Raw genomic sequence first — 24,265 nt, forward strand, 5'->3', positions numbered from 1 at the left:
GTGAGAATGGTAATTTGAAAAAATATTATAAGTAATTCTTTGGCACGGCGATAAAGGAATTTTTACAAAACAAACGTGAACCCCCCGTTTATTTGTTGGAATGGGGTTTTTTATGGAGAGGCTGATACTAAAATATACTGTGATATAGTTAGTTAATAAGGCGATGAAGCCGGCAGGAAGCAGGGAAAGCCATAGAGGAGTTAGAATTGGGACAGGTAATCGGAACGTTCTTTGTAGCAGTCGTTTTCGTCGTGATAAAATCGTTTTTTGAGAAAGAGAAAAATGGAAAAATGATTTCGCTGCAGTCGGTTTTTGCAGTCGCGCTATTGACCGTGCTTTTTCTCATTGCGGATATATTATTTTTATAGGTGCTTTCAAGAAATGCTAATTTGTCGTATTAAACTAAACATAAAAAAATCCCACTTCAAATAAGTGGGATTTTTTTATTTAAAACCCGATCGGAGATTCTTCTTCCACCCAATCTTTTTGCTTGGTGCGCTTGTTTTGTTTTTGCAGCTCCGCAATCCGCTTGGCAAATCCCGAATCGCCGTCATAATGCCAATTGAGGGCAGAAGACATGTAAAGCTCGTTGAGTTGGGAAATCGATAAGCTTTTTGTCAAATTGGCCATTTCGAGCATTTCAGCTTCAGTAAAAATTGAATTGACGTCAAGTTTTCGCAAGTAGCGTTCACGAAGCTTCTTGTCCGGCGACGGAATTTCATAGGCTCGGTCAAAGCGGCCTGCACGGTTGATTAAGGCCGGATCGATTTGTTCAGGGTAATTGGTCGTCCCGATGATAAAAAGCCCTTCACGCGATTGTGTGCCATCCAAAGTGTTCAAAAAAACCGAGCGGGTGAATTCCGGCATGGAATCGATGTCTTCAATGACCAAAATGGCCGGCGCCAGCCGCGACACGATGCCAAACACTTCCTGGATCGAGTAGCTGTTTGTAAATTCCGTTATTTGCCAATAGACGACAGGCGCATTTGTCGACCCGGTTATGGACTTGACCAAAGTCGTTTTGCCATTGCCCGGTGCGCCGTAAAGCAAAATGCCGCGTTTATAAGGAACTCCGTAATCTTTGAAAAACTGGCCGTCGGCGTTAAAAAATTCATCAATGGACCGGAAAATATCTTTTTTGGTTCCTTCATTGAGCATTACTTCTTCACGGGCCACGATGGCCATTTCGCCATTCTTGCGGCGCTTTATGCCTTCGTCGGTATCCACAAGGAACGTGATTTTGCTCATCAGCACTTGGCGCTGCTTTTCATTCATCGCTTCTAAGAAAGTGAATGCCGCATCCACCGATTTTGCAAAGCAATGGAATTCCGGCCAGCTGTTGTCCGAGCTCGTGTAATAAGCCAACTGGCAAATGGCCACTTCGTGCTCCGGAAAAAAGACCAAGCGGTTTTCGAACGTTTCCTGGATTTTTAATTTGCCGCTGTGCGAATCATCCGCTGCATGAGTGATTTTGCCGAGCGGCCGCCCTTCGTAGACAAATGACAGCGTTTCGTAGGGCACCAAGCCATTTTCCATCATTTCCAACAAATAGGTATGCAGCTGAATGATGGTATCGGAAATGTCCACTTGCATCCAGGAACCTTCCGACCGATTGTTCAACGCAGAAACGATACGGCTCGAAACCGCTGCAATATCCGCATAATACGGCAATATGTCGCGAAGGGAATCATTATGTGGAAATAAAATCATTGGTTTCATCAAAGTTCCTCATTTCTTTAGAAGTTGAATAGGTATATTCGGTTTGCTTACAACGATCATAAAAGCAATGAGTGCTTTAATGGCTTCGTCTGGTGATCAAAACGAGAGAAAAAAGGACTTTCACTACCTGCAAATGAATTTTGCTGTAGAAAAAAAAGTCTTCCCGCTTAGGAAAGACTTTTTTTGTTAGGATTTGGCTTTGATTTTGCCGGTCCATTGCTTGAACCCGCCTTGCAATTGATAAATGTCGTTGTAGCCTTTTTTCTTTAGAAAAAGAGCGACACGGCCGCTGCGGGCTCCGTTTTGGTCGTATAAGTAAACCGGCTTGTCGGCGCGGATTTCTTTATAGCGTTGGCGCAATTGTGTTTGTGGAATGTTGCGCGATCCTAAAATGTGCCCAGCAGCAAAATCTTTTGCTTCCCGGACATCAATCAATTGGGCTTTTCGGTAGCCTTCGATAAATTGTTCTTGCGTTAACGTGGTGACCGCTTTTTTAATGCGCAAATAAGAAACGACAGCGAATGCGATCGCTACTACTAAAATAACTAAAATTGTATAAAGTAACTCCAATGTTCTTGCCCCTTTCTTTTCTCTCTTCATTATAAAAGAAGGAGTGACGGTTATTCAATGGCAATGTTACACTTATTGCGGAATTTAGGAGGCAATCTTGTGAATTATCCTTCTTGGCAATTTATCAAACGGTTTTCAAGTATAAAATGAAAAAGCGAAAGATAGAGTGCGTTTTGGCTGGAAAAGTCGGTTTCACCGCAGCTCGTGAAGTTAACTTGCAGCCTTACAAATTGACAGCAGAGCAACTAGCAGATGTCAAGTGTTTAAAGAAATAAAAAGGCTGAAGATGCTGAGAGTTTTCAAGGGCTAAGGAGTCTTTTGGCTCATTTTGAAAATGAAAACCTTGATAAATCGAGCTTTTCACTCCATTAAAAAAGGGAAGCATAATTTTGTTATTTAAAAGTGTTTCAACATATAGTATCATGGGGAATGTAGTAATACTATATATAGTGTTCATCTCCATATAATATGAAGGAGGAATTGTCAAATGGTTTCTGCCACACAATCCGAATATACTTTAGATGCTGGTTCTTTAAACGAGGACATTAAATCGTTTCCTCAAGTCCACGCCGTCACAAAAGACATGAAAATTACACACAAAGGGGTTTCGCGCCTCGTCATGATTGACCGTTATTCGTTCAAGGATACGGAAAAAAAGACGCTGAAAGCGGGCGATTTTGTCGTCTTGACGGTTAAGGAAGATCCGAAATTCCCGGCACGCGGGCTTGGCTATATCGTCTCTCTTGATAAAGCGGCCAACAAAGCGCGCGTGTGGATTGAAGAAGATTACAGAAGCGCCATCGACAAGCCGGACGAACAGGAAAAAGGCATTGTTTTGCGTTCGCTTGATGTCATTGAAAAACCGCTTGAAGTCTTTTACGAACAAATCGCAAAACGCAATGCGACTGGACTTGCATCAGTAGAAGCAACACCTGAAAAACGCCAGCATTGGTTTAAAAAATTCTACGAGCAGCTTGTCGGATTGAAATTCATTCCAGCAGGGCGCGTTCTTTACGGAGCCGGGGCTGACACAGACGTTACGTATTTCAATTGCTACGTAATGCCGTTTGTAGCAGATTCACGCGAAGGCATTTCGGACCACCGCAAACAAGTGATGGAAATCATGTCACGTGGCGGCGGCGTCGGAACAAACGGTTCAACGCTTCGCCCGCGCAATACATTGGCGCGCGGCGTCAACGGCAAGTCCTCAGGTTCCGTTTCATGGCTTGATGACATTGCCAAACTGACACATTTGGTTGAACAAGGCGGATCGCGCCGCGGGGCACAAATGATCATGCTGGCTGACTGGCATCCGGATATTGCGGAATTTATCATCTCGAAAATGCAAAATCCGCGCATTCTCCGTTATTTGATTGAAAACACGGAAGACGAAACAATCAAAAAGCTGGCCAATGAGAAATTAAAATTCAAGCCATTGACAGAGCAAGAAGAAGCGATGTATCAAGGCATCTTAAATTATCGTGCGATTCCAGGCATGGGCGGCTTTAATGAAAAAATCATGCGCGACGCTGAAACAAAACTTCGCGACGGCGGAACGTACTCCGTGCATAACGAAGAATTTCTGACCGGCGCCAATATCTCCGTGACATTGACAAGCGATTTCATGGAAGCTGTCGAAAACGATGCGGATTTCGAATTGCGCTTCCCGGCTGTTGAATCGTATTCAAAAGAAGAAATGGCCATTTACAACGAACAATGGCACGAAGTCGGCGATGTCCGCGAGTGGGAAAAAATGGGCCACAAAGTCCGCACCTACCGGACGATGAAAGCGCGCGACCTTTGGAACTTGATCAATGTCTGCGCGACTTATTCAGCAGAACCGGGCATTTTCTTTATTGACAACGCCAATGAAAAAACCAATGCGAAAGCATACGGCCAAAAAGTGGTAGCGACCAACCCGTGCGGCGAGCAGCCGTTAGCTCCTTATTCAGTGTGCAACTTGGCTGCAGTCAACTTGGCGCAGTTTGCAGATGCCGCTACAAAACAAGTGGATTTTGAAGCATTGAAAGAAACGGTTCGCGTCGGCGTCCGCATGCAAGACAACGTCATCGATGCAACGCCTTATTTCTTGGAAGAAAACCGCGTACAGGCACTCGGTGAACGCCGTGTCGGCCTTGGTGTGATGGGCCTTGCGGATCTGTTGATTTATTGCGATAAAGAATACGGCTCGCCAGAAGGCAACGAGCTGGTCGATGAGATCTTCAAAACGATTGCAGTGGCGGCATATGAAGAATCAACTGAATTGGCTGTAGAACGCGAAAGCTTCCCGTTCCTAGTCGGCAAGACTGACGAAGAAACGGCGGCGCTCCGCAAAGCGTTTACGGAAACCGGCTTTATGCAAGGCATGCCGGAACATATCCGGGAAGCTATTCTTGAAAAAGGGATTCGCAACTCGCATCTATTGACGGTCGCGCCAACCGGTTCGACGGGCACAATGGTCGGCGTGTCTACCGGATTAGAACCTTATTATTCCTTCACTTACTACCGCAGCGGCAGACTCGGCAAATTTATCGAAGTAAAAGCCGATATCGTTCGGGAGTATTTGAAAAACAATCCAGAAGCCGACGAAGAAAATCTTCCGACAGCGTTTGTCACGTCAATGGATTTGGCGCCTGAAGCCCATGCTGATGTGCAATGCATCATCCAACGCTGGATCGATTCGTCCATTTCGAAAACGGTGAACGCACCGCGCGGCTACACAGTTGAGCAAGTAGAAGGCGTCTACGAACGGCTTTACAAAGGCGGCGCAAAAGGCGGTACAGTTTACGTTGACGGCAGCCGTGATTCTCAAGTGTTGACGCTGAAAGCGGAAGAAAACACGTTTGAAGAAGAGCATGCTGAGGAAGTAACAGCGAAACGTCCAATCGTCCTTATTGATACCATTCAAGATCTTCGTTCTACCAATGTGACAATCGGCTCTGAAGTAGGCGACATTTGTCCGGTTTGCCGAAAAGGGACAGTGGAAGAAATGGGTGGCTGCAACACCTGCACCAACTGCAATGCCCAATTAAAATGCGGGCTTTGATCTATCTGAACGCGACGGCTTCGGCCGCCGCGTTTTTTTCTGTTTTCATGCCTAAGCGATTATGCGCTTGCAATTCGTGCCGTTTATTGTTTTTGTAATAGTTGCTCGATTCACTCCTTGTGATAAAATAATGAAGGAGTTGAAGGAGAGGAGTGGTGAAATGAGGGTGTTGTGCTTGAATGGACCGAACTTGAATCGGCTCGGCAAGCGAGAAAAAGAAGCGTACGGAACATTCACGCTCCAAGAGCTGGAAACAGAGCTGGGCCAGTTTGCCGCGGAACATGGCATCGAACTGGAATGCCGCCAATCAAATCAAGAAGGGGACTTGATCAACTGGATCCACGAAGCGGGAGACGATAAATTGTCCGGCATAGTGTTGAATGCCGGCGCTTACACGCACACAAGCGTAGCCATTCGTGATGCGATTGCGTCAGTTCAGCTTCCAGTAATCGAAGTGCATATTTCGAATGTTTACAGCCGAGAAGAATTTCGCCATCATTCGTTTATTGCGCCGGTCGCAGCAGGGCAAATCGCAGGTTTCGGCAAGGATGTCTACAAATTGGCGCTGCACGCGTTATTACTATCAAACCAAAGGGGATGACTAGATTGAAATTACAAAAATTGCGCACGGAAATGGAAAAACAACAGCTTGAAGCGTTGCTGGTAACCAGCTCATATAACTTGCGGTACATCACGAACTTTACCGGAACTGCGGGCCTCGCGGTGGTCACTCGCGACAAAGCATGGTTCATTACTGATTTCCGCTATACCGAACAGGCGGCAGCTCAAGTAAAAGACTTTGAAATTATCCAAGCAAAAACAAGCCTATTAGAAGAAGTGACGGAACTCGCCAAAGAACAAGGCATCAAGTCCTTGGCGTTTGAACAAGAATACATAACTTATGCCACATTTGTGCAATACAAAGAGAAGCTCGAAGCGGAATTAAAACCGGTTAGCGGGTTAATCGAAAAAATTCGCATGATCAAAACACCAGAAGAAGTGGAAGTATTGAAGCAAGCGGCGAAAATCGCGGACGCGGCGTATGAACACATCTGCGGTTTTATCCGCGCTGGACGGACTGAACTGGAAGTTTCCAACGAACTGGAATTTTTCATGAGACAACAAGGTGCAACTTCTTCATCGTTTGATATCATTGTAGCTTCAGGAACGCGCTCGGCATTGCCGCACGGCGTTGCGACAGATAAAGTAATCGAACAAGGCGACATGGTGACACTGGACTTTGGTGCGCTTTACAATGGCTATATTTCCGACATCACGCGCACGGTAGCAGTTGGCGAACCTTCTGAAGAACTGAAAGAAATTTATCAGATCGTGTTGGATTCCCAAGTATTGGCAGTCGAAAAAATCGGGCCGGGAATGTCCGGCATTGAAGCAGATGCGATTGCCCGCGATCACATCAAGTCCAAAGGATACGGTGAAGCATTCGGCCATTCGACTGGGCACGGCATCGGCCTTGAAGTGCACGAAGGTCCTGGGCTATCCTTCAAATCGGAAACGGTCCTTGAACCAGGCATGGCTGTCACGGTTGAACCGGGAATATATGTGCCCGGAGTTGGCGGAGTTCGTATTGAAGATGATATACTGATAACCGAGTCAGGAAATGAACGATTGACTAACTCCACAAAAGAGCTACGTATTTTATAACAAACGGAGGAACTTACATGATTTCAGTAAACGATTTTAAAACCGGCGTAACCATTGAAGTGGATAACGCCATCTGGCGCGTTATGGAATTCCAGCACGTGAAACCAGGAAAGGGAGCAGCGTTTGTCCGCACAAAACTGCGCAATTTACGCACAGGCAGCGTAACGGAAAAAACATTCCGCGCTGGAGAAAAAGTGGCAAAAGCGCAAATCGACAACCGCAAAATGCAATACTTATACGCCAGTGGCGATGCCCACGCGTTTATGGATACCGAAACGTACGACCAAATCGAAATTCCAGCTAAAAACATCGAATACGAATTGAAATTCCTTCAGGAAAACATGGAAGTGCAAGTGATCCAGTTCCAAGGAGAAGTTCTTGGCGTTGAATTGCCGAACTCGGTCATTCTTGAAGTGGTTGAAACCGATCCAGGCATCAAAGGCGACACAGCGAGCGGCGGTTCGAAACCGGCAATTCTTTCGACCGGCTTATCTGTGCAAGTGCCGTTCTTTATCAACGAAGGCGACAAACTGATCATCAACACAACCGATTCTTCATACGTATCACGCGCACAATAAAAACGGAAATGGCCTCTATAAGCAGAGGCCTTTTTTTAAATGTTAGGTTGCCTATTTCAAAAAGATGAGAAAACGTCTAAAATAGATTAGGTGAATAGCATATACATAGTGAAGGGGAGTAGGATAATTTGAAAATTCAAGAAATCCGTGAAATCATTAAATTAGTGGATGGGTCTTCAATTGATGAATTCACATACGAAGCCGAAGGCACAAAAATCAAATTGAAAAAAAATGGGGGAGCTTCAGCAAGCGCTCCGACAAACGAAGCGGCTTCAGCACCTGCAGCACCCGTTCCGGTAGCGGCTGCGCCTGCAAATACGCCTAAAGCAGAAGAATTGGTTTCCGAAGAAGTGCCTGAAATCCCAGCTCAAAAAAATGAAAACTTGCACCCGATTCTTTCTCCAATGGTCGGCACGTTTTACCAATCGCCATCTCCGGAAGAAGCGGCTTACGTTCAGCAAGGCACGCGCGTTACAGCTGACCAAGTGGTCTGCATCGTTGAAGCGATGAAATTATTCAATGAAATCGAAGCAGAAGTAGATGGGGAAATTGCTGAAATTCTCGTTAAAGATGGCCAGCTTGTCGAGTACGGCCAGCCTCTTTTCCTCGTAAAAACAAACTGAGGAGGAGAAACTACGTGAAAAAAGTATTGATTGCCAACCGTGGCGAAATTGCGGTCCGCATTATCCGCGCCTGCAAAGAAATGGATATTGAAACCGTTGCTGTTTATTCGGAAGCGGATAAAGAAGCCCTTCATGTCCAATTGGCAGATGAAGCGTATTGCATCGGGCCAAAAGCATCAAAAGACAGCTATTTAAGCTTTTCCAACATCATCAGTGTAGCGAAATTGACGAACTGCGACGGCATTCATCCGGGATACGGATTTTTAGCCGAAAACGCTAGCTTTGCAGAACTTTGCGAAGCGGTCGACATCGTGTTTATCGGGCCGACATCTGCTGCGATTTCCAAGATGGGAACAAAAGATGTCGCGCGCGAAACGATGCGCGAAGCCGGAGTTCCGGTTGTTCCGGGATCGACGGGCATTGTGGCAAACGAAAAAGAAGGGCTGGAAATTGCAGAGAAAATTGGCTTTCCGGTCATCATCAAAGCGACAGCCGGCGGCGGCGGTAAAGGCATCCGCGTAGCTCGTACCCGCGAAGACTTTGTCAAAGGCCTTCAAATGACTCAAAAAGAAGCGGCCGCTGCTTTTGGCAACCCGGGCGTTTACATCGAGAAATTCATCGAAGATTTCCGCCATGTGGAAATTCAAGTGTTGGCGGATTCCCATGGAAATGCCATTCATTTAGGCGAACGCGATTGCTCGATTCAGCGCCGCATGCAAAAACTGGTGGAAGAAGCGCCTTCACCGGCCGTTACGCCGGAAATCCGGGCGCAAATGGGCGACGCGGCAGTAAAAGCGGCGCAAGCCGTCAACTACCGCGGAGCGGGCACCGTTGAATTTATTTTCGATGTGGCCAACCAACAGTTTTATTTCATGGAAATGAATACCCGCATCCAAGTGGAGCATCCGGTAACGGAAATGATTACGGGGATTGACTTGATCCAGCAGCAATTAAAAGTTGCATCTGGCGAAACGCTTGCTTACAAACAAGAAGATGTGAAATTCAAGGGATGGGCAATCGAATGCCGCATCAATGCCGAAAATCCGGCGAAGAATTTTATGCCTTCAGCAGGCAAAGTGGAAGTCTATTTGCCGCCAGGCGGCATGGGCGTCCGCATCGATTCCGCGATGTATCCAGGCTACAGCATTCCGCCATATTACGACTCCATGGTAGCGAAGCTGATCACTTTTGCTGATACGCGCGAAGAAGCGATTGCCAAAATGAAACGGGCATTGGGCGAATTTTTAATCGAAGGCGTCCATACGACCATTCCTTTCCATTCAAAATTAATGGATCACGAAGTGTTTAAATCCGGGGATTTCAATACGAAATTCCTTGAACTTTACGATGTGCTAGAGTCCTAGGAAGGAGAATCACCAATGGCTGAAAAAACAGTTTCCTACCTAAAAATGAAATCCACTGGCGCGCAAAACTTGGGCAATATTGAAGTGGCGCCCGAAGTTTTGGAAATCATTGCAAGCATTGCTGCAACGGATATCGAAGGCGTCGCCAGCATGCGCGGCAATTTCGCTTCCGGCGTGGTTGAACGTCTCGGGAAGAAAGTGCTCGGCAAAGGCGTGAAAACCGAATTGACCGAAGGCGGTTTGATGATCGACGTTTTTTGCGTCGTCAATTACGGGGTTTCGATTCCTCAAACGGCGCAAAAAATCCAAGAACAAGTACGGCAAACGCTTGAAACGATGACTTCTTTGCAAACGCAGGAAGTGAACGTCCATATTACAGGCGTCCAGTTTGAAACAGCACCCCATATCGAATAAACTCATGAGCTATCCGTTGAAGCGCCTGTTCTGGCTTTAATGGGTAGCTTTTTATGTATAACACTATGCTCTAATCTTTTAAAATATGTAAGTTAAATAAATTGTATAAATAATTGCCAATTGCCGATATTCCGTAAAACAGCCCCGCTAAAACCATGTGCTCCTGCATCGCTGCGCTAGCTTCGACGCAAAGAACCAGCCCGAAGTGCCTTTCGGGCTGGTTCTTGTCAGACTATTTCAAACATGGAAGTTCAGCGGGTTTACCTGTATAATGAGGGATAATTAGCCCAAAAAGGAGACCGAATTTATTATGAAACGACACGAAGCAAGAGAAAAGGCGCTCCAAACCTTATTTCAATTGGATGGAACTGAACTTACGATCGATGAAGCAATCGACCATGTCATGGCAGGCGAGAACGATAATTTTTTCAATATGCTTGTCCAAGGGACGCATACCAATTTAGAAGCAATCGACGAAAAATTAAAAGGCCACTTGGAAAATTGGTCGCTTGAACGTTTGCCGAAAATTGAACGGACCATACTGAGAATGGCAGTTTTTGAATTGAGCTATATGGAAGATGCACCGTCCCGCGTGGTCATGAACGAAGCAATTGAACTCAGCAAGACATTTGGTGATGAAAAATCAAGCCGTTTTGTCAATGGCGTGTTGTCGAAATTTACCGATGAACTAGCAAATTAAGTTTGGAGGAATGACTGTGACTGCTATACGAATAGATGGAAAAGCAGTAAGCCAAGAAATTAAAGTGCAAGTACAGCAACGAGTCGAAAAACTAAAAAAACAAGGCATTGTCCCCGGGCTTGCCGTCGTGATCGTTGGCGAAAATTCTGCCTCTCTTACATATGTAAAAAACAAGCAAAAAACATGCGAAGCACTTGGCATGCGGTCAGATCTTCTCCAATTTCCAGATACACTGCCTGAACAAGAACTTTTGGCAACCATCGAGTCGCTCAACCAAGATCCGAACATCCATGGCATTTTGGTCCAGCTGCCGCTGCCGAAACAGATAGATGAATTCAATGTCATTTTAGCGATCGATCCAGCAAAAGATGTGGACGGATTCCATCCGATTTCAGTCGGCAATATGATGATCGGCAGAGAAGCCTTTTTGCCGTGCACGCCGCATGGCATCATCAAACTGTTGGAGCATTACGAAATTGATCCTGCTGGCAAACATACCGTCGTCATTGGGCGAAGCAATATTGTCGGCAAGCCGGTCGGCCAATTGATGCTGCAAAAAAACGCAACGGTGACGTACTGCCATTCAAAAACAGTCGATTTGGCCTTCCACTCCAAGCAAGCGGATATACTGATTGCGGCGATCGGCATTCCAAAAATGCTGAAAAGCACCCATATCAAACCGGGAGCTGTCGTTATCGACGTAGGCATGAATCGCGATGAATTCGGAAAATTATGCGGAGACGTGGATTTTGCGGATGTGGAAAATACCGCTTCGTATATGACTCCGGTGCCTGGAGGCGTTGGTCCGATGACCATTGCCATGTTGATGGAAAACACCGTGCAATCAGCTGAAAACAGCATCACAAAAGACAAAAGTACGGGAACCATGTAAACTAAATAAAAGCAGGGCTGTTTTTCGGGAGAAAGACAGCTTTTTACTTTCTGAGACAGGGGTTGAAATTGGAATGGCCGACCCGTATTTAAGCGTCAAAGCGTTGACAAAATACATAAAAAAGAAATTTGATGCGGATCCTCATTTGCGGGATGTCTACGTTAAAGGCGAATTATCGAATGTAAAAATCCATACGAGCGGACATATTTATTTTACGCTCAAAGACAATGCAGCCCGCCTTCCGGCAGTCATGTTTTCCGCCAATGCCAAATCGGTGAAATTCAGGCCGGAAAGCGGAATGACCGTTTTGATTCGCGGCGATGTGACGGTATACGAAGCTTCTGGCCAGTATCAGCTGTATGCCCAATCTATGCAGGCGGACGGCATCGGCGATTATTATTTGGCATTTGAGCAGCTGAAAGAAAAGCTTCAAAAAGAAGGCTTGTTCAGTCCTGCCCACAAAAAAACCTTCCCCCGGTTTCCGAAAAAAATAGCGGTCATCACTGCCCAGACTGGAGCGGCTGTCCGAGACATCATCATCACGCTTAACCGCCGGTACCCGCTTGCCAAAGTCGTGCTGTATCCAACGCTTGTGCAAGGGACGGGAGCAGCGCCTTCGATCGTCAAATCGATCCAAGCGGCAAACCAAAGCGATTATGATGTGATGATCGTCGGCCGTGGCGGTGGTTCGATTGAGGATTTATGGGCATTTAATGAGGAAAGTGTCGCACGCGCCATTTTCGCTTCTCGCATACCCGTCATAAGCGCAATTGGCCACGAAACCGATACGACCATCGCTGATTTTGTTTCGGATTTGCGCGCTGCTACGCCAACTGCTGCGGCAGAACTCGCTGTTCCAAGCAAAACGGAATTGCTGGACCGCGTCTTAAACTACCGTGCCGGCATGTACCGTACCATTGCCAACAGTTTGGCGAAAGAAAAAGCGGCGCTAGGCCGGTTGACCAGTTCGTTTCCGCTCGCTTATCCGGACCGGTTGTACCGCCCGTTTATCGAACGCGTTGAACGTGCGACCGATTCGCTGCAGCGGGAAGCGTTGCAGCAATTGCGGCGCAGCAAAGAACGGCATGCCAGTGTGGATAGCCAGCTGCAAAGCAAAGCACCGCTAAAACGCATCAAGCAGTCCGAACTGGACATCGATCAATTGGCCAAGCGCTTGGATCAATTGATGGAAGTTCATTTAAAAAACAGCTCACACCAGCTGTCTGCCGCTATGCGCACCCTTGATGCATTGAGTCCGCTAAAAGTTATGGACCGCGGCTATTCAATCCCGTACAAAGACGGGGCAGTCGTCAAAAGCACGGTCCAAGTTGCACGAGGCGATAAACTTGAAATCGCTTTGAAAGATGGAACCGTAAAAGCGTCCGTAGAAGATGTGATCCCAACAAGCAAAGGAGATTCTTAAGATGGCTGAAAAAGAAATTATGTTTAATGAAGCGATGGAACAATTGGAAGAAATCGTTCGTCTTTTAGAACAAGGAGATGTGCCGCTTGAACACGCACTGACGCTTTATCAAAAAGGCATGAAACTGTCAAAAGTGTGCCATGATAAATTGCAAAGTGCAGAAAAACAGCTTGTCACCATGATGAACGACGGCAAAGAAGTGCCGGCGAACATAGAAACGGACGGTCCTTCCAAATGAACTTAGCCGAATTTCGCACGCATTATGAACCGTTGATTCAACAGGAACTGTCTGCGCAAATCAAGGCTTTGGCCATTCCGGCATCGTTAAAAGAAGCAATGAACTATTCATTGCAAGCAGGCGGCAAACGGATCCGTCCGATATTGCTGTTGGCGGTGCTCCATGAATTGGGCGGTGAACATCCAGATGCCTTAAAAGTGGCAGCTGCAATCGAAATGATCCACACGTATTCGTTGATTCACGATGATTTGCCGAGCATGGATGACGATGATTTGAGAAGAGGGATGCCGACAAACCATGTGGTTTACGGCGAAGCGCTGGCGATTTTAGCGGGTGACGCGTTGTTGACTTACAGCTTTGGCATTATTGCGCGCTTGGAACACGTTTCAAGCGACGACAAGGTCCGCCTCATTGATTTGATGAGCATTTCTTCCGGAGCCGAAGGCATGGTCGGTGGACAAGTTCTTGACATCGAAGGAGAAGAAAAAAAGCTTTCCTTACAAGAACTGGAAAACGTTCATCGTTTGAAAACCGGGGCTTTGTTAACGTTCAGCATTTTAGCCGGAGCCATACTGGCCCAAGCTTCAGCGGAAGACATCAGAGCGCTTGGCCGATTTGGCGAGCATTTGGGCCTCGCTTTTCAAATCCAAGATGATATTTTGGACGTAACCGGCACTTCTGAAGAGCTTGGAAAAACAGCCGGAAAAGACGAATCCAGCGAAAAAAGCACGTATCCGGGCATTTTGACGCTGCCAAAAGCAAAGGAAAAATTGGAGTTTCATGCAAATGAAGCCCTTCAGGCAATCAGCTCGCTTGGCGGCCAATTGACGCTGCTAACTGAACTGACAGAATTGATTGTGCAAAGAAAAAACTGAATTTCAGTGCTGTAATTTGTCTATTCTTTATACATTGTTATAATAGAAACAGACATATTTACGGCAAAATTTCTAAAAAGGTGAGTGATGGCAATGGATCTTCATACGATTACCAGTCCATCTTTCTTAAAACAGCTGAACAATGAGCAGCTTGTTGAATTAAGTGAAGATATCCGGCGATTTTTAATAGAAAACTTATCACGAACAGGAGGCCACATCGGCCCGAACCTCGGTGTTGTGGAATTGACGATAGCGCTGCATAAAGTGTTTGACAGCCCTTCTGATAAACTGCTTTGGGACGTAGGGCATCAGTCTTATGTCCATAAAATTTTAACGGGCAGAGCGGGCCAATTTGATTCACTTCGCCAATTTAAAGGCTTATGCGGTTTTCCGAAACGAATCGAAAGCGAGCATGATGTATGGGAAACCGGACACAGCTCTACTTCATTGTCTGCGGCTATGGGAATGGCAGCGGCACGCGACATCAAAAAAGACAAAAACCATGTCATTCCGATTATCGGAGATGGAGCATTGACCGGCGGGATGGCGCTTGAAGCGCTGAACCACATTGGCCACGAACAAACTAATATGATCGTCATTTTGAACGACAACGAAATGTCGATTGCGCCAAATGTCGGTGCTCTCCATAATGTATTGGGGCGGATGCGGACAGCTGGCAAATACAACAAAGCAAAAGATGATTTGGAATACATTTTGAAAAAAATCCCTGCAGTCGGCGGGAAACTAGCGGCAACAGCTGAGCGCGTCAAAGACAGCTTGAAATATTTGCTTGTTTCCGGCATGTTTTTCGAAGAACTTGGATTTACGTATCTTGGACCGATTGACGGACATAACTTAGAAGAGCTTGAAGAAAACCTTTTGTATGCGAAAAAAGTGGATGGCCCTGTGCTTCTTCACGTTGTGACCAAAAAAGGAAAAGGCTTTTTGCCGGCTGAACAAGACATCATCGGCACATGGCATGGAACAGGCCCCTATAAAATGGAAACTGGCGATTTGGTGAAATCGTCCGGGAAAGCGCCGTCTTGGAGCGGATTGATCGCAGAAACGGTGCGGAAACTTGCCCGAAAAGACGGCCGAATTGTGGCCATTACGCCCGCTATGCCAGTTGGTTCTAAACTGGAAGGCTTTGCTTCTGAATTCCCTGAACGAATGTTTGATGTCGGCATTGCCGAGCAACATGCAACGACAATGGCTGCAGGACTGGCCACTCAAAACATGAAACCGTTTCTAGCAATTTACTCGACATTCCTTCAGCGCGCATACGATCAAGTGCTTCACGATATTTGCCGCCAAAACTTAAATGTCTTTATCGGCATCGACCGTTCTGGTCTAGTCGGAGCGGATGGAGAAACGCATCAAGGCGTCTTTGACATCGCTTTCCTTCGCCATTTGCCGAATATGGTCATCATGATGCCTAAAGACGAAAATGAAGGCCAGCATATGGTTAAAACGGCGATTGATTACAACGGCGGTCCGATTGCACTTCGCTATCCGCGGGGCAATGGTTTGGGCGTTGCAATGGACACCGAATTAAAAGCGTTGCCGATCGGATCATGGGAAGTAGTGAAACCAGGGAAAGATGCTGTCATTTTAACCTTTGGCACAACGATCCCGATGGCACTTCATGCCGCACTTGAACTCGAAGAACAAGGCATTCATGCTGAAGTGGTCAATGCCCGCTTCATCAAGCCAATGGACACTAAAATGCTTCATTCGATTTTTAACCGCAGCGTGCCTGTTATTACGGTTGAAGAAGCTGTACTGCAAGGCGGATTTGGCAGCGCGGTATTGGAATTTGTCCAAGAAAACCAGTACACGAAAGCTGTAGTCGATCGGCTTGGCATTCCGGATCAATTTATCGAACACGGCGATGTAGCGGAATTAATGGATGAAATTCATTTAAATAGCGATGAAATTGTCAACGTGGTCAAAAAGCATGTCCAACTAAAAACAAAAGCAGGATTTAAAGCCTTATGAACAAACCGAAAAAAGAACGTGTAGATGTCTTGCTGGTTGAACGGGGCATCTGCGAAACGCGTGAAAAAGCGAAGAGGGCCGTCATGGCGGGCATCGTTTATTCCAATGAAGAGCGGATGGATAAGCCGGGTGAAAAAATCCCGGAAGATGCTCCGCTGCAACTGAAGGGCAGCGATTTGAAATACGTTAGCCGCGGCGGTCTAAAACTTGAAAAAGCGTTGGCTGAATTTGATCTTTCTGTAGAAGGCAAGCTGATGTTAGACATCGGCTCTTCTACGGGCGGATTCACCGATTGCGCGCTTCAAAACGGTGCCAAGCATTGCTACGCGCTGGATGTCGGCTATAACCAGCTGGCGTGGAAAATTCGCCAGGATGAGCGGGTCACCGTCATGGAACGCACCAACTTCCGCCATTCCAAACCGGAAGATTTTGAACGCGGTTTGCCGGAATTTGCAACGATCGATGTATCGTTCATTTCGTTGAAAATCATTTTGCCGGTGTTGAAGCAAATTTTGGTTCCGGGAGGCGATGTCATCGCTTTGGTTAAACCACAGTTTGAAGCCGGGCGGGAAAATGTCGGCAAAAAAGGCATCGTCCGCGATCCTAAAGTGCACCGTGGCGTACTATTGAAAGTCGGTGCTTTTGCGACTGAGGCCGGTTTTCATCTAAAAAACATGAGTTTCTCCCCCATTACCGGAGGCGAAGGCAATATCGAATTTCTTTTTCACCTTCAATCAGCCCACGAAAACAGCGAAATTTTAGCAGTTTCCGAAGAAACGGTTGAAGAAATTGTCAAAATTGCACACGAAACGTTATAAACGCATTCCATTTTGGAATGTGTTTTCTTGTTTTTGATGCCGTTTAAAGGTACGATATTAGGGATATAGAATAAATATTCATCCCAGGAGGCCCCGATGAACAAAGGACAGCGTCATATTAAAATACGAGACCTTATTTCTAACCAAGAAATCGAAACGCAAGACGAGCTCGTGGATTTGCTTAAAGCAGCAGGTTATGCGGTGACCCAAGCGACCGTTTCGCGCGATATAAAAGAATTGCATTTGGTGAAAGTGCCGCTGCAGGATGGCCGGTACAAGTATAGCTTGCCAGCTGATCAGCGCTTTAATCCTATGCAGAAATTGCACCGTGCATTGACTGATGCATTTGTCAGCATTGACGGTGCCAGCCATTTCCTGGTTATGAAAACCTTGCCGGGCAATGCCCACGCCATTGGTTCATTAATTGACCATTTGGATTGGGAAGAAATTTTGGGAACCATCTGTGGCGATGATACATGTTTGATCATTTGCCGGGACACGGAACAGCGTGAAATTTTAAAGCAGCGTTTAATTGAAATGCTTTAATTGAGGTGAGAAATTATGCTAAGGGAATTGGGGATACGCAATTTTGCGATTATCGATGCATTGGCTGTCAGTTTTAATGAAGGACTGACCGTCTTGACCGGAGAGACAGGGGCAGGGAAATCAATCATTATTGATGCAGTCCATTTGCTTGCCGGCGGACGGGGAAGCCAGGAATTTATTCGGCATGGGGCGAGCAAAGCTGAAATCGAAGGCTTGTTTTCAGTTGAAAGCGCCAGCCATCCTGTGTTTCAAAAGTTGGAAGAGCTCGGGGTTCCGACAAGCGACGGAGACATTGTGCTGCGCCGGGAATTGAACGATAAAGGGAAAAATGTTTGCCGGATCAATGGGAAATTGGTGACAATCTCCATTTTGCGGGAAATTGGCGGAGCGTTGATTGACATCCATGGCCAGCATGAAACGCAGGAATTGATGGACGAAAAACAACATTTGCATTTATTGGATCAATTCGCAGGCAGCAGTTTGTCGAAAGCGAAAGAAAGCTACGCCCACACGTTTGAGAAATACAGCCGTTTAAAACGCGAGTTTGCTTCTTATAATGACAACGAGCAGCAAATTGCCCAGCGCATCGATTTGCTGACTTTTCAGCTGCGCGAAATCGGGGCCGCGGAACTTGTAGCGGGCGAAGAAGAAGATCTTATCCAGGAGCGCAAGAAGCTGCAGAATTTCAATAAAATATACGAATCGGTATCTGCAGCGCACGAAGCGATCCAAGGCGAATCCAAGGGGTTGGATTGGGTTGGTTCAGCGATGTCGGAACTCGAGCATGCGGCTTCAGTAGACGAGCAATTTACCGTTCACTCGGAGTCTTTGTCGAGCGCATTTTTCCAAATCCAGGACATTTCAACGGAAATCAAGCGCATCATTGATGTGATGGAGTTTGATCCAGAGCGCTTAAACGAAATTGAACAGCGGCTGTCGCTCATTCAATCGCTAAAAAGAAAATATGGTGCTTCGGTCGAAGATATTTTGCTTTACCATGAAGCGCAGACAGAAGAACTGGACAAATTGCTTAACCGCGACCAGCGCCTTCAGCTGGATCAGGCAAAGCTGAAAGAATTGACGGAAGACCTTCGGGTAGAAGCGGAAGAATTAACGATTCTCCGGAAAAAAGCTGCAGTCAGCCTTGGCATGGCCATTATGGAGCAATTGCAAGAGCTTCATATGGGGAAAGCCTCTTTTGAAGTGAACTTTAGTGCTTTGCCGAACAATAAATTTGACCGGCATGGCCGGGATGCAATTTCTTTTTACATCTCAACCAACTTGGGAGAGCCGCTTAAACCGCTGACGAAAGTGGCGTCCGGCGGAGAATTGTCTCGGATGATGCTTGCGCTGAAGACTATTTTTTCCAAGCACCAAGGCGTCACATCCCTCATTTTTGACGAAGTGGATACTGGTGTGAGCGGACGTGTGGCGCAAGCGATTGCCGAAAAAATCGCGGCGATTTCGATTCATTCACAGGTGCTATGCATTTCGCATTTGCCTCAAGTGGCAGCGATGGCAGACCAGCACTTGTTTATCGAGAAGCGCGTGGACAAACAACGGACCATAACAGCGGTCCATGAACTTAGCGGCCGTGAACGGACGGAAGAAATGAGCCGCATGTTGTCGGGAGCTGAAATCACAGATTTAACATTGCAGCATGCTGAAGAACTGTTGACACTGGCTCATGACCGAAAGCTTACGATGAGATGAAACAGCAAGAGGCAGTCGCCAGGGGGAGTACGAAATGGAGAAGATTAAAATCGCTATTGCAGATGATAATCGCGAACTGGTCACCCTCATTAGCGATTATTTGAACAACCAGCCAAATATGGAGGTATCTGCAGTTGCCTACAACGGTAAAATGTGCGTCGATATGCTAAAAAACCATCAAATTGATGTATTGCTGCTCGACGTCATCATGCCTTTTTTAGACGGCATAGCCGTACTGGATGTAATTAAAGAAGATGAGGAATTGAAAAACATTGAAGTGATCATGCTATCGGCTTTCGGCCAAGAAGCGATCATGAGCCAGGCCGCTGAAAACGGGGCTTCTTATTTTATTATGAAACCTTTTGAAGCGGAACGGCTTGTTTTGCAAATCAATCACATCATGGATAACCGGGCAAAAGGGGATCCAAAAAGCGAAAAAGAAATCCGTGACGAACAAATCACAAACCTTGTGAAAGAAATTGGCATTCCGCCTCATTTGAATGGCTATACGTATTTAAAGGAAGCCATTTCCTTGGTTTTAGAAGATCCTGACTTTTTAACAAAAGTGACGAAATCATTATATCCTACCATTGCAAAATTATATAATACGAAACCGACGCGTGTGGAACGCTCAATCCGCAGCGCCATTGAATCCGTCTGGAACAATAGCGATACGCAGCATTTATCAACTATTTTTGGCTATAGCGAAGAGCATTTGGAATTCAAGCCGGCCAATTCGCAATTTATCGCAATGGTTGCGGATACAATTCGCTTTAAACGTTAAAAAATTTCATGCTTTGCTACGTTATAAAACAGCAGTTTTTATCCTACATTGGTTAAAAACTGCTGTTTTTATTTGAATAAAACAAAATATCCTGCGCAAAGCAAGAAATGTAGTTTTTTACATAAGGAAATACATAAAACCCAAATCGGCACCAAAAAAAAACTAAAACAACGGGAAAATACATGGAAAAGGGCATTGCCAAACGGCTTTTTCAAGCGCATAATCTACTTAAAATAAGGGTTTCGGCAGCAGCACTGGCTTTGTTTTGTGGAAGTCTCGACATGTTATTTCCTTTCGTTTATTGAATAAACTATAGAAAGGGCGAGATCAACGTGAACAAAAAATTCAGCGCTATGTTTGTTGGAGGGCTTTTGCTTCTTGGTGCATGCGGCGGGGAAGCGCAACAAGCAAATCAAGAGATGCCCGCAGAGGACATGAATGCTCAAGACCATGAAAAGGAAGAAAAACCGGCTGCTGAACCAAGCGGGGACAACCCGGCAGAAGCGAAAAGCGGAGAGGCATCGCCATTGATCGCCAAAGGTGAAAAGGTAAGTTATTTGTTTAATGAAGCAGGGGAATTTCCAATTCATTGCCAACCTCATCCGAAGATGACCATGACAGTCCTAGTGGAAGAAGGTGCGGATATTTCTGGAGAGGCTGCCATTGAGATCGCTGACTTTGCATACGGGGAAGAAACCATTACAGTCGCCCCCGGAACGACCATTACTTGGACTAATCAAGACGATGTGCAGCATAATGTAACATTCGATTAAGTTGCTTAGAAGAGGCAACAGTTGTCTAAAGAAGAAAAAGTGCTCTCCCAAAAAGGGAAGCACTTTTTCTATTTTTGGAATCTTTTTTGAACCGTTCCTTTTTTGCGGTCTCGGTTAAGCAAGAAGCCAGCAAAAAATCCAATACCGAGTATAACGAAAATCGTTCCCAAAGTAAATTGCAGCCATAACGCGGGGTAAGGCTCGAGTAATTTATTAAATAAGGTATCTCGCATAAGTTTGATTCCGTAAGCTGCCATGATGCCGGGTATCAGTAAGATTATAAACGCTAAAAATCGTCCCATGTTTCCACTCCTTCCCTCCCATTGTTTCCAATTCCATTAAAGTTGTCAAGAATTCAAACCTGCTGTACGCTAAGAAAAGGATTGCAAAGGTTTGCAAAAAACACGATGAAGGGTTTGAATGCAATTGCAAAACGTATTAATTGTCGGCGGAGGCGTCGGCGGTTCTGCCATACTTCAAATGTTACTGGAATCAGATTATCTGCAAGTTCAAGGCGTGGTGGACATTAATTTGGCTGCCCCCGCCATTGGGATGGCGCGGACTGCTGGAATTTCAGCGTACAATGACTACCGCAGCTATTCGGCAGGCGATGTTGACATTGTTTTTAATGCAACGGGAAGTGACGAAGTCCAACTCGAGCTGCAGCGGCACTTCTTAAAAAAAACGGTCATCATTCCTGGGAGCATTGCCAATGTATTGGTCAAACTGTTAAACGAAAAAGAGCATTTCATTACGCGTTTAAGCGAAGAAAGCTATAAGCAAAACATCATTTTCAATTCAATAGAAGAAGGAATGGTCGGCATTGACCGCAACAACCGGATCATTTTTTTGAATAAAAGCGCTGCCCGGATGCTTGATGTCGCTATCGATTCCGTCATCGGGCAACCGATCCACGAATTGATCCCAGCGAGTGAACTGCCGCGCATTTATGAAACGGGAAGAACCGATCTGAACAGGGAACTGCAACTAACAAACGGTTCGAAAATTGTCACGTCGCGATTCCCGATGATTGATGAGCACGGGGAAACGATCGGCGCTTTTGCCGTGTTCAAAGATATTACGGAAGTGGTGTCGCTGGCCGAAGAAATAACCGATTTGAAAGAAATTCAGACAATGCTGCAAGCGATCATTCAGTCGAGCGACGATGCCATTTCCGTCGTGGATGAAAACGGCAACGGCTTAATTGTCAATCCTGCCTATACGCGCATTACCGGCTTGCAGATGGAAGACGTCATCGGCCAGCCGGCCTCCGCTGATATTTCGGAGGGGGAAAGCATGCACTTTAAAGCGTTGAAAACCCGTAAGCCTGTGCGTGGCGTCAACATGAAAGTCGGCCCGTCCAACCGCGAAGTGATTGTCAATGTAGCCCCGATCATCGTAGACAATAAATTAAAAGGAAGCGTCGGCGTTATCCACGATACAACAGAAATCCGATCGTTAATGAAAGAATTGGACCGTGCCCGAAGCATCATCCGCACGCTTGAATCCAAATATACATTTGATGACATTATCGGGTTTTCTTCTGAAATGCAATTGTCGCTGCAGCAAGCCAAGCTTGCCGCCCAAACGCTTGTTACCGTTTTGCTGAGGGGAGAATCGGGTACTGGAAAAGAGTTGTTTGCGCACGCGATCCATAGTGCAAGCGAACGGAAATTCAACAAATTCGTCCGCGTCAACTGTGCAGCTCTTTCTGAGGAGATGCTGGAAAGCGAATTGTTCGGCTACGAAGAAGGAGCCGTTCCTTTTATAAAGAGTGGGGAAAAAAGAGGGCTTTTCGAAGAAGCGAACAACGGCAGCATCTTTTTGGATGAAATCGGTGAATTGTCGCCGGCCATCCAAAGTAAATTGCTGCGGGTTTTGCAGGAACATGAAACGATGCGCATCGGCGGAACCAAACCGATTCCCGTCAATGTCCGTGTAATAGCCTCGACCAATGCCAATATGGAAAAAGCGCTCCTCGACGGCACGTTCCGCGAAGATTTATACTATCGGCTCAACCGCATGCCAATTTTAATTCCGCCTTTGCGCAGCCGCAAGCAAGACATTCCGCAAATCATCGAACGCCTCCTGTTAAAACTCAACCAGGAGTACGGGCGAAATGTCGAATCGATTACAGACAAAGCGCTGCAGCTTTTGCGGGTCTATGATTGGCCGGGCAACGTCAGGGAATTGGAAAATGTCATCAGCCGCGCCATGATCTTCATGCAGATGTACGAAAAAGTGATGACGGAAGACCACATTCCCTTGAATATGCTGAAAGCGGCTGAAGCCAAGAACGAAGTGGTCGTAGAAGCTTCGGTGCCTTTGCAAGAACAGCTGGATACCGTGGAACGGGCCATTCTCCACCATGCGCTTACGCAATTTAAAGGGAATAAATCCAAAACAGCTAAACAGCTGGAAATTTCGCTCCGGACTTTGTATTATAAACTCGAAAAATATGGCCTAAACTGAGGGCTTTGCAAAGATTTGCAGGGTTTTGCAAAGATTTGCAAGGTAAAGGGTCCGGAAACCGAAATAAAACGCTTACATCCCTTATATAATAAGCTTTTTTCTGTTTTAATAGATAAGGAGCGGGGTGACAAAACTTGGTTGCATTGACTGCTTTAACCGAAAAAATGGCCGTACATACGATTGAAACCATAGCGGTGGCAGCAGCGGCAGATAATATAGTTTTGGAAGCGGTTAATTTGGCTCTCCAAAAACAATTGGCCGCGTTTAAACTGTTTGGCGATGAAGAACTATTAACGGAAATGATTCAAGGCCATTTCCCGCAATTGATCGGACATCCGAAAATTGAGCTGGTTCATGCCGATGGATCGGCTGACGCAGCTGAAAAGGCTGTACAATCGGTTTTCGTCAATGAATCCACTGTTTTGATGAAAGGGTATATCCCTACCGCATTGTTTTTAAAAGCGGTCTTGCATCCGGATTTTGGCCTGCGGACGGGCAAGCTATTGTCCCATGTTGCAGCATTCGAAATTCCTGGATTTGAGCGGCTGTTATTTATAACCGATGCGGCAATGAATATTGCACCAGACCTCCAACACAAAAAACACATTATCCAAAATGCTGTTCAACTTGCAACGTCAATTGGCATTGACATGCCGATTGTGGCGCCTCTTGCTGCAATCGAAACCATCAATCCCAATATGCCAGCCACACTCGATGCGGCTGCGCTGGCGGTGATGAACAAGCGCGGCCAAATTCCGGGCTGCGTTGTCGATGGGCCTTTGGCGCTCGACAATGCGATTTCGCTAGGAGCGGCCAAACACAAAGGAATTTTGGGCGATTCAGTCGGCAAAGCCGATATTTTGCTCGTTCCAAACATTGAATCCGGCAATATCCTATACAAATCATTGATTCATTTTTCAAATGCAAAAGCCGGGTCTGTGGTGATGGGAGCAAAAGCGCCAATAGTTTTAGCTTCCCGGGCAGACAGCGCAGAAAGCCGATTGCTTTCCCTGGCTTTAGCGATTCAATCTTCAACTATTTCATGAGACATATT

General features: G+C 46.1%; 24 protein-coding genes. 21 read left to right on the forward strand and 3 right to left on the reverse strand.

Annotated elements, in window-relative coordinates; genetic code table 11:
- Positions 1-206: 206 nt before the first annotated feature.
- The gene (locus ACRRQV_RS01795) at positions 207-368 is read left to right on the forward strand and encodes a hypothetical protein (protein WP_432527041.1); all 162 of its coding nucleotides are present in this window, start codon (positions 207-209) and stop codon (positions 366-368) included.
- Positions 369-447: 79 nt separating this feature from the next.
- Here ACRRQV_RS01795 and ACRRQV_RS01800 read toward each other — a convergent pair whose 3' ends face one another.
- Together ACRRQV_RS01800 and ACRRQV_RS01805 are read right to left on the reverse strand one after the other, a co-directional pair.
- Complete coding sequence (locus ACRRQV_RS01800) at positions 448-1,719, reverse strand: ATP-binding protein (RefSeq protein ID WP_432527043.1); 1,272 nt, start codon at positions 1,717-1,719, stop codon at positions 448-450.
- A 186-nt stretch (positions 1,720-1,905) separates the two neighbouring features.
- A complete protein-coding gene (locus ACRRQV_RS01805; RefSeq protein ID WP_432527045.1) occupies positions 1,906-2,289 on the reverse strand; it encodes a rhodanese-like domain-containing protein in 384 nt (127 codons plus the stop codon).
- Between the two features lie 487 nt (positions 2,290-2,776).
- Here ACRRQV_RS01805 and ACRRQV_RS01810 point away from each other — a divergent pair, with 487 nt between their 5' ends.
- The 18 genes from ACRRQV_RS01810 to ACRRQV_RS01895 all read left to right on the forward strand — a co-directional run bounded on the left by ACRRQV_RS01810 (position 2,777) and on the right by ACRRQV_RS01895 (position 20,739).
- Positions 2,777-5,335 carry a vitamin B12-dependent ribonucleotide reductase gene (locus ACRRQV_RS01810; RefSeq protein ID WP_432527047.1) on the forward strand — a complete coding sequence of 853 codons (2,559 nt, stop codon included), beginning with the start codon at positions 2,777-2,779 and terminating at the stop codon, positions 5,333-5,335.
- Between the two features lie 160 nt (positions 5,336-5,495).
- Positions 5,496-5,936, forward strand: a complete 441-nt coding sequence (gene aroQ, locus ACRRQV_RS01815) for a type II 3-dehydroquinate dehydratase (protein ID WP_432527049.1) — start codon at positions 5,496-5,498, stop codon at positions 5,934-5,936.
- Positions 5,933-7,000 carry a M24 family metallopeptidase gene (locus ACRRQV_RS01820; protein WP_432527051.1) on the forward strand — a complete coding sequence of 356 codons (1,068 nt, stop codon included), beginning with the start codon at positions 5,933-5,935 and terminating at the stop codon, positions 6,998-7,000. The genes aroQ and ACRRQV_RS01820 overlap by 4 nt, the downstream gene beginning before the upstream one ends.
- A 17-nt stretch (positions 7,001-7,017) precedes the next feature.
- Positions 7,018-7,578 (forward strand): elongation factor P, encoded by a 561-nt coding sequence (efp, locus tag ACRRQV_RS01825; protein ID WP_432527053.1) that lies wholly within the window; start codon positions 7,018-7,020, stop codon positions 7,576-7,578.
- Between the two features lie 128 nt (positions 7,579-7,706).
- Positions 7,707-8,201, forward strand: coding sequence for an acetyl-CoA carboxylase biotin carboxyl carrier protein (accB, locus tag ACRRQV_RS01830; protein WP_432527055.1), 495 nt, complete (start codon positions 7,707-7,709; stop codon positions 8,199-8,201).
- 14 nt (positions 8,202-8,215) lie between these two features.
- Entirely contained in the window at positions 8,216-9,565 is a 1,350-nt protein-coding gene (gene accC, locus ACRRQV_RS01835; protein WP_432527057.1) for an acetyl-CoA carboxylase biotin carboxylase subunit, read from the forward strand.
- A gap of 15 nt (positions 9,566-9,580) precedes the next feature.
- A complete protein-coding gene (locus ACRRQV_RS01840) occupies positions 9,581-9,979 on the forward strand; it encodes an Asp23/Gls24 family envelope stress response protein (protein WP_432527059.1) in 399 nt (132 codons plus the stop codon).
- A 310-nt stretch (positions 9,980-10,289) separates the two neighbouring features.
- Positions 10,290-10,679, forward strand: coding sequence for a transcription antitermination factor NusB (nusB, locus tag ACRRQV_RS01845; RefSeq protein WP_432527061.1), 390 nt, complete (start codon positions 10,290-10,292; stop codon positions 10,677-10,679).
- Between the two features lie 16 nt (positions 10,680-10,695).
- Complete coding sequence (folD, locus tag ACRRQV_RS01850; protein WP_432527063.1) at positions 10,696-11,571, forward strand: bifunctional methylenetetrahydrofolate dehydrogenase/methenyltetrahydrofolate cyclohydrolase FolD; 876 nt, start codon at positions 10,696-10,698, stop codon at positions 11,569-11,571.
- A gap of 73 nt (positions 11,572-11,644) precedes the next feature.
- Positions 11,645-12,994: an exodeoxyribonuclease VII large subunit gene (gene xseA / locus ACRRQV_RS01855; protein WP_432527065.1), complete on the forward strand. Its 1,350-nt coding sequence runs from the start codon at positions 11,645-11,647 to the stop codon at positions 12,992-12,994.
- A gap of 1 nt (position 12,995) precedes the next feature.
- The gene (locus tag ACRRQV_RS01860; RefSeq protein WP_432527067.1) at positions 12,996-13,232 is read left to right on the forward strand and encodes an exodeoxyribonuclease VII small subunit; all 237 of its coding nucleotides are present in this window, start codon (positions 12,996-12,998) and stop codon (positions 13,230-13,232) included.
- Positions 13,229-14,107, forward strand: coding sequence for a polyprenyl synthetase family protein (locus tag ACRRQV_RS01865; protein ID WP_432527069.1), 879 nt, complete (start codon positions 13,229-13,231; stop codon positions 14,105-14,107). Before ACRRQV_RS01860 ends, ACRRQV_RS01865 begins: the two co-directional genes overlap by 4 nt.
- A 93-nt stretch (positions 14,108-14,200) precedes the next feature.
- A complete protein-coding gene (gene dxs, locus ACRRQV_RS01870; RefSeq protein WP_432527715.1) occupies positions 14,201-16,105 on the forward strand; it encodes a 1-deoxy-D-xylulose-5-phosphate synthase in 1,905 nt (634 codons plus the stop codon).
- On the forward strand, positions 16,102-16,923 hold the full coding sequence (locus ACRRQV_RS01875; protein WP_432527071.1) for a TlyA family RNA methyltransferase: 822 nt from the start codon (positions 16,102-16,104) through the stop codon (positions 16,921-16,923). Before dxs ends, ACRRQV_RS01875 begins: the two co-directional genes overlap by 4 nt.
- A gap of 96 nt (positions 16,924-17,019) precedes the next feature.
- Positions 17,020-17,469 carry a transcriptional regulator AhrC/ArgR gene (ahrC, locus tag ACRRQV_RS01880; protein ID WP_432527073.1) on the forward strand — a complete coding sequence of 150 codons (450 nt, stop codon included), beginning with the start codon at positions 17,020-17,022 and terminating at the stop codon, positions 17,467-17,469.
- 15 nt (positions 17,470-17,484) lie between these two features.
- Positions 17,485-19,182: a DNA repair protein RecN gene (gene recN / locus ACRRQV_RS01885; RefSeq protein WP_432527075.1), complete on the forward strand. Its 1,698-nt coding sequence runs from the start codon at positions 17,485-17,487 to the stop codon at positions 19,180-19,182.
- Between the two features lie 34 nt (positions 19,183-19,216).
- Positions 19,217-19,966: a sporulation transcription factor Spo0A gene (spo0A, locus tag ACRRQV_RS01890; protein WP_432527077.1), complete on the forward strand. Its 750-nt coding sequence runs from the start codon at positions 19,217-19,219 to the stop codon at positions 19,964-19,966.
- Positions 19,967-20,298: 332 nt separating this feature from the next.
- Complete coding sequence (locus ACRRQV_RS01895) at positions 20,299-20,739, forward strand: plastocyanin/azurin family copper-binding protein (protein ID WP_432527079.1); 441 nt, start codon at positions 20,299-20,301, stop codon at positions 20,737-20,739.
- A gap of 68 nt (positions 20,740-20,807) precedes the next feature.
- On the opposite strand, the gene ACRRQV_RS01900 is transcribed toward ACRRQV_RS01895, so the two are convergent.
- The gene (locus ACRRQV_RS01900) at positions 20,808-21,041 is read right to left on the reverse strand and encodes a DUF2627 domain-containing protein (protein WP_432527081.1); all 234 of its coding nucleotides are present in this window, start codon (positions 21,039-21,041) and stop codon (positions 20,808-20,810) included.
- A 124-nt stretch (positions 21,042-21,165) separates the two neighbouring features.
- Here ACRRQV_RS01900 and ACRRQV_RS01905 point away from each other — a divergent pair, with 124 nt between their 5' ends.
- Both ACRRQV_RS01905 and yqiS read left to right on the forward strand, forming a co-directional pair.
- The gene (locus tag ACRRQV_RS01905; RefSeq protein ID WP_432527717.1) at positions 21,166-23,211 is read left to right on the forward strand and encodes a sigma 54-interacting transcriptional regulator; all 2,046 of its coding nucleotides are present in this window, start codon (positions 21,166-21,168) and stop codon (positions 23,209-23,211) included.
- A 164-nt stretch (positions 23,212-23,375) separates the two neighbouring features.
- The gene (yqiS, locus tag ACRRQV_RS01910; RefSeq protein WP_432527719.1) at positions 23,376-24,257 is read left to right on the forward strand and encodes a phosphate butyryltransferase; all 882 of its coding nucleotides are present in this window, start codon (positions 23,376-23,378) and stop codon (positions 24,255-24,257) included.
- Positions 24,258-24,265 lie beyond the last annotated feature (8 nt).

The organism is Planococcus sp. YIM B11945 (genome assembly GCF_050864155.1).
Taxonomy (GTDB): domain Bacteria; phylum Bacillota; class Bacilli; order Bacillales_A; family Planococcaceae; genus Planococcus.

Bases quoted from the DNA above. Each gene is read 5' to 3' on its own strand.
- ACRRQV_RS01820 (WP_432527051.1), top strand. From the start codon at position 5,933: ATGACTAGATTGAAATTACAAAAATTGCGCACGGAAATGGAAAAACAA.
- efp (WP_432527053.1), top strand. From the start codon at position 7,018: ATGATTTCAGTAAACGATTTTAAAACCGGCGTAACCATTGAAGTGGAT.
- yqiS (WP_432527719.1), top strand. From the start codon at position 23,376: ATGGCCGTACATACGATTGAAACCATAGCGGTGGCAGCAGCGGCAGAT.
- xseA (WP_432527065.1), top strand. From the start codon at position 11,645: ATGGCCGACCCGTATTTAAGCGTCAAAGCGTTGACAAAATACATAAAA.
- ahrC (WP_432527073.1), top strand. From the start codon at position 17,020: ATGAACAAAGGACAGCGTCATATTAAAATACGAGACCTTATTTCTAAC.
- ACRRQV_RS01840 (WP_432527059.1), top strand. From the start codon at position 9,581: ATGGCTGAAAAAACAGTTTCCTACCTAAAAATGAAATCCACTGGCGCG.
- ACRRQV_RS01900 (WP_432527081.1), bottom strand. From the start codon at position 21,041: ATGGGACGATTTTTAGCGTTTATAATCTTACTGATACCCGGCATCATG.
- ACRRQV_RS01875 (WP_432527071.1), top strand. From the start codon at position 16,102: ATGAACAAACCGAAAAAAGAACGTGTAGATGTCTTGCTGGTTGAACGG.
- ACRRQV_RS01800 (WP_432527043.1), bottom strand. From the start codon at position 1,719: ATGAAACCAATGATTTTATTTCCACATAATGATTCCCTTCGCGACATA.
- nusB (WP_432527061.1), top strand. From the start codon at position 10,290: ATGAAACGACACGAAGCAAGAGAAAAGGCGCTCCAAACCTTATTTCAA.
- ACRRQV_RS01810 (WP_432527047.1), top strand. From the start codon at position 2,777: ATGGTTTCTGCCACACAATCCGAATATACTTTAGATGCTGGTTCTTTA.
- aroQ (WP_432527049.1), top strand. From the start codon at position 5,496: ATGAGGGTGTTGTGCTTGAATGGACCGAACTTGAATCGGCTCGGCAAG.
- ACRRQV_RS01860 (WP_432527067.1), top strand. From the start codon at position 12,996: ATGGCTGAAAAAGAAATTATGTTTAATGAAGCGATGGAACAATTGGAA.
- ACRRQV_RS01865 (WP_432527069.1), top strand. From the start codon at position 13,229: ATGAACTTAGCCGAATTTCGCACGCATTATGAACCGTTGATTCAACAG.
- spo0A (WP_432527077.1), top strand. From the start codon at position 19,217: ATGGAGAAGATTAAAATCGCTATTGCAGATGATAATCGCGAACTGGTC.
- dxs (WP_432527715.1), top strand. From the start codon at position 14,201: ATGGATCTTCATACGATTACCAGTCCATCTTTCTTAAAACAGCTGAAC.
- recN (WP_432527075.1), top strand. From the start codon at position 17,485: ATGCTAAGGGAATTGGGGATACGCAATTTTGCGATTATCGATGCATTG.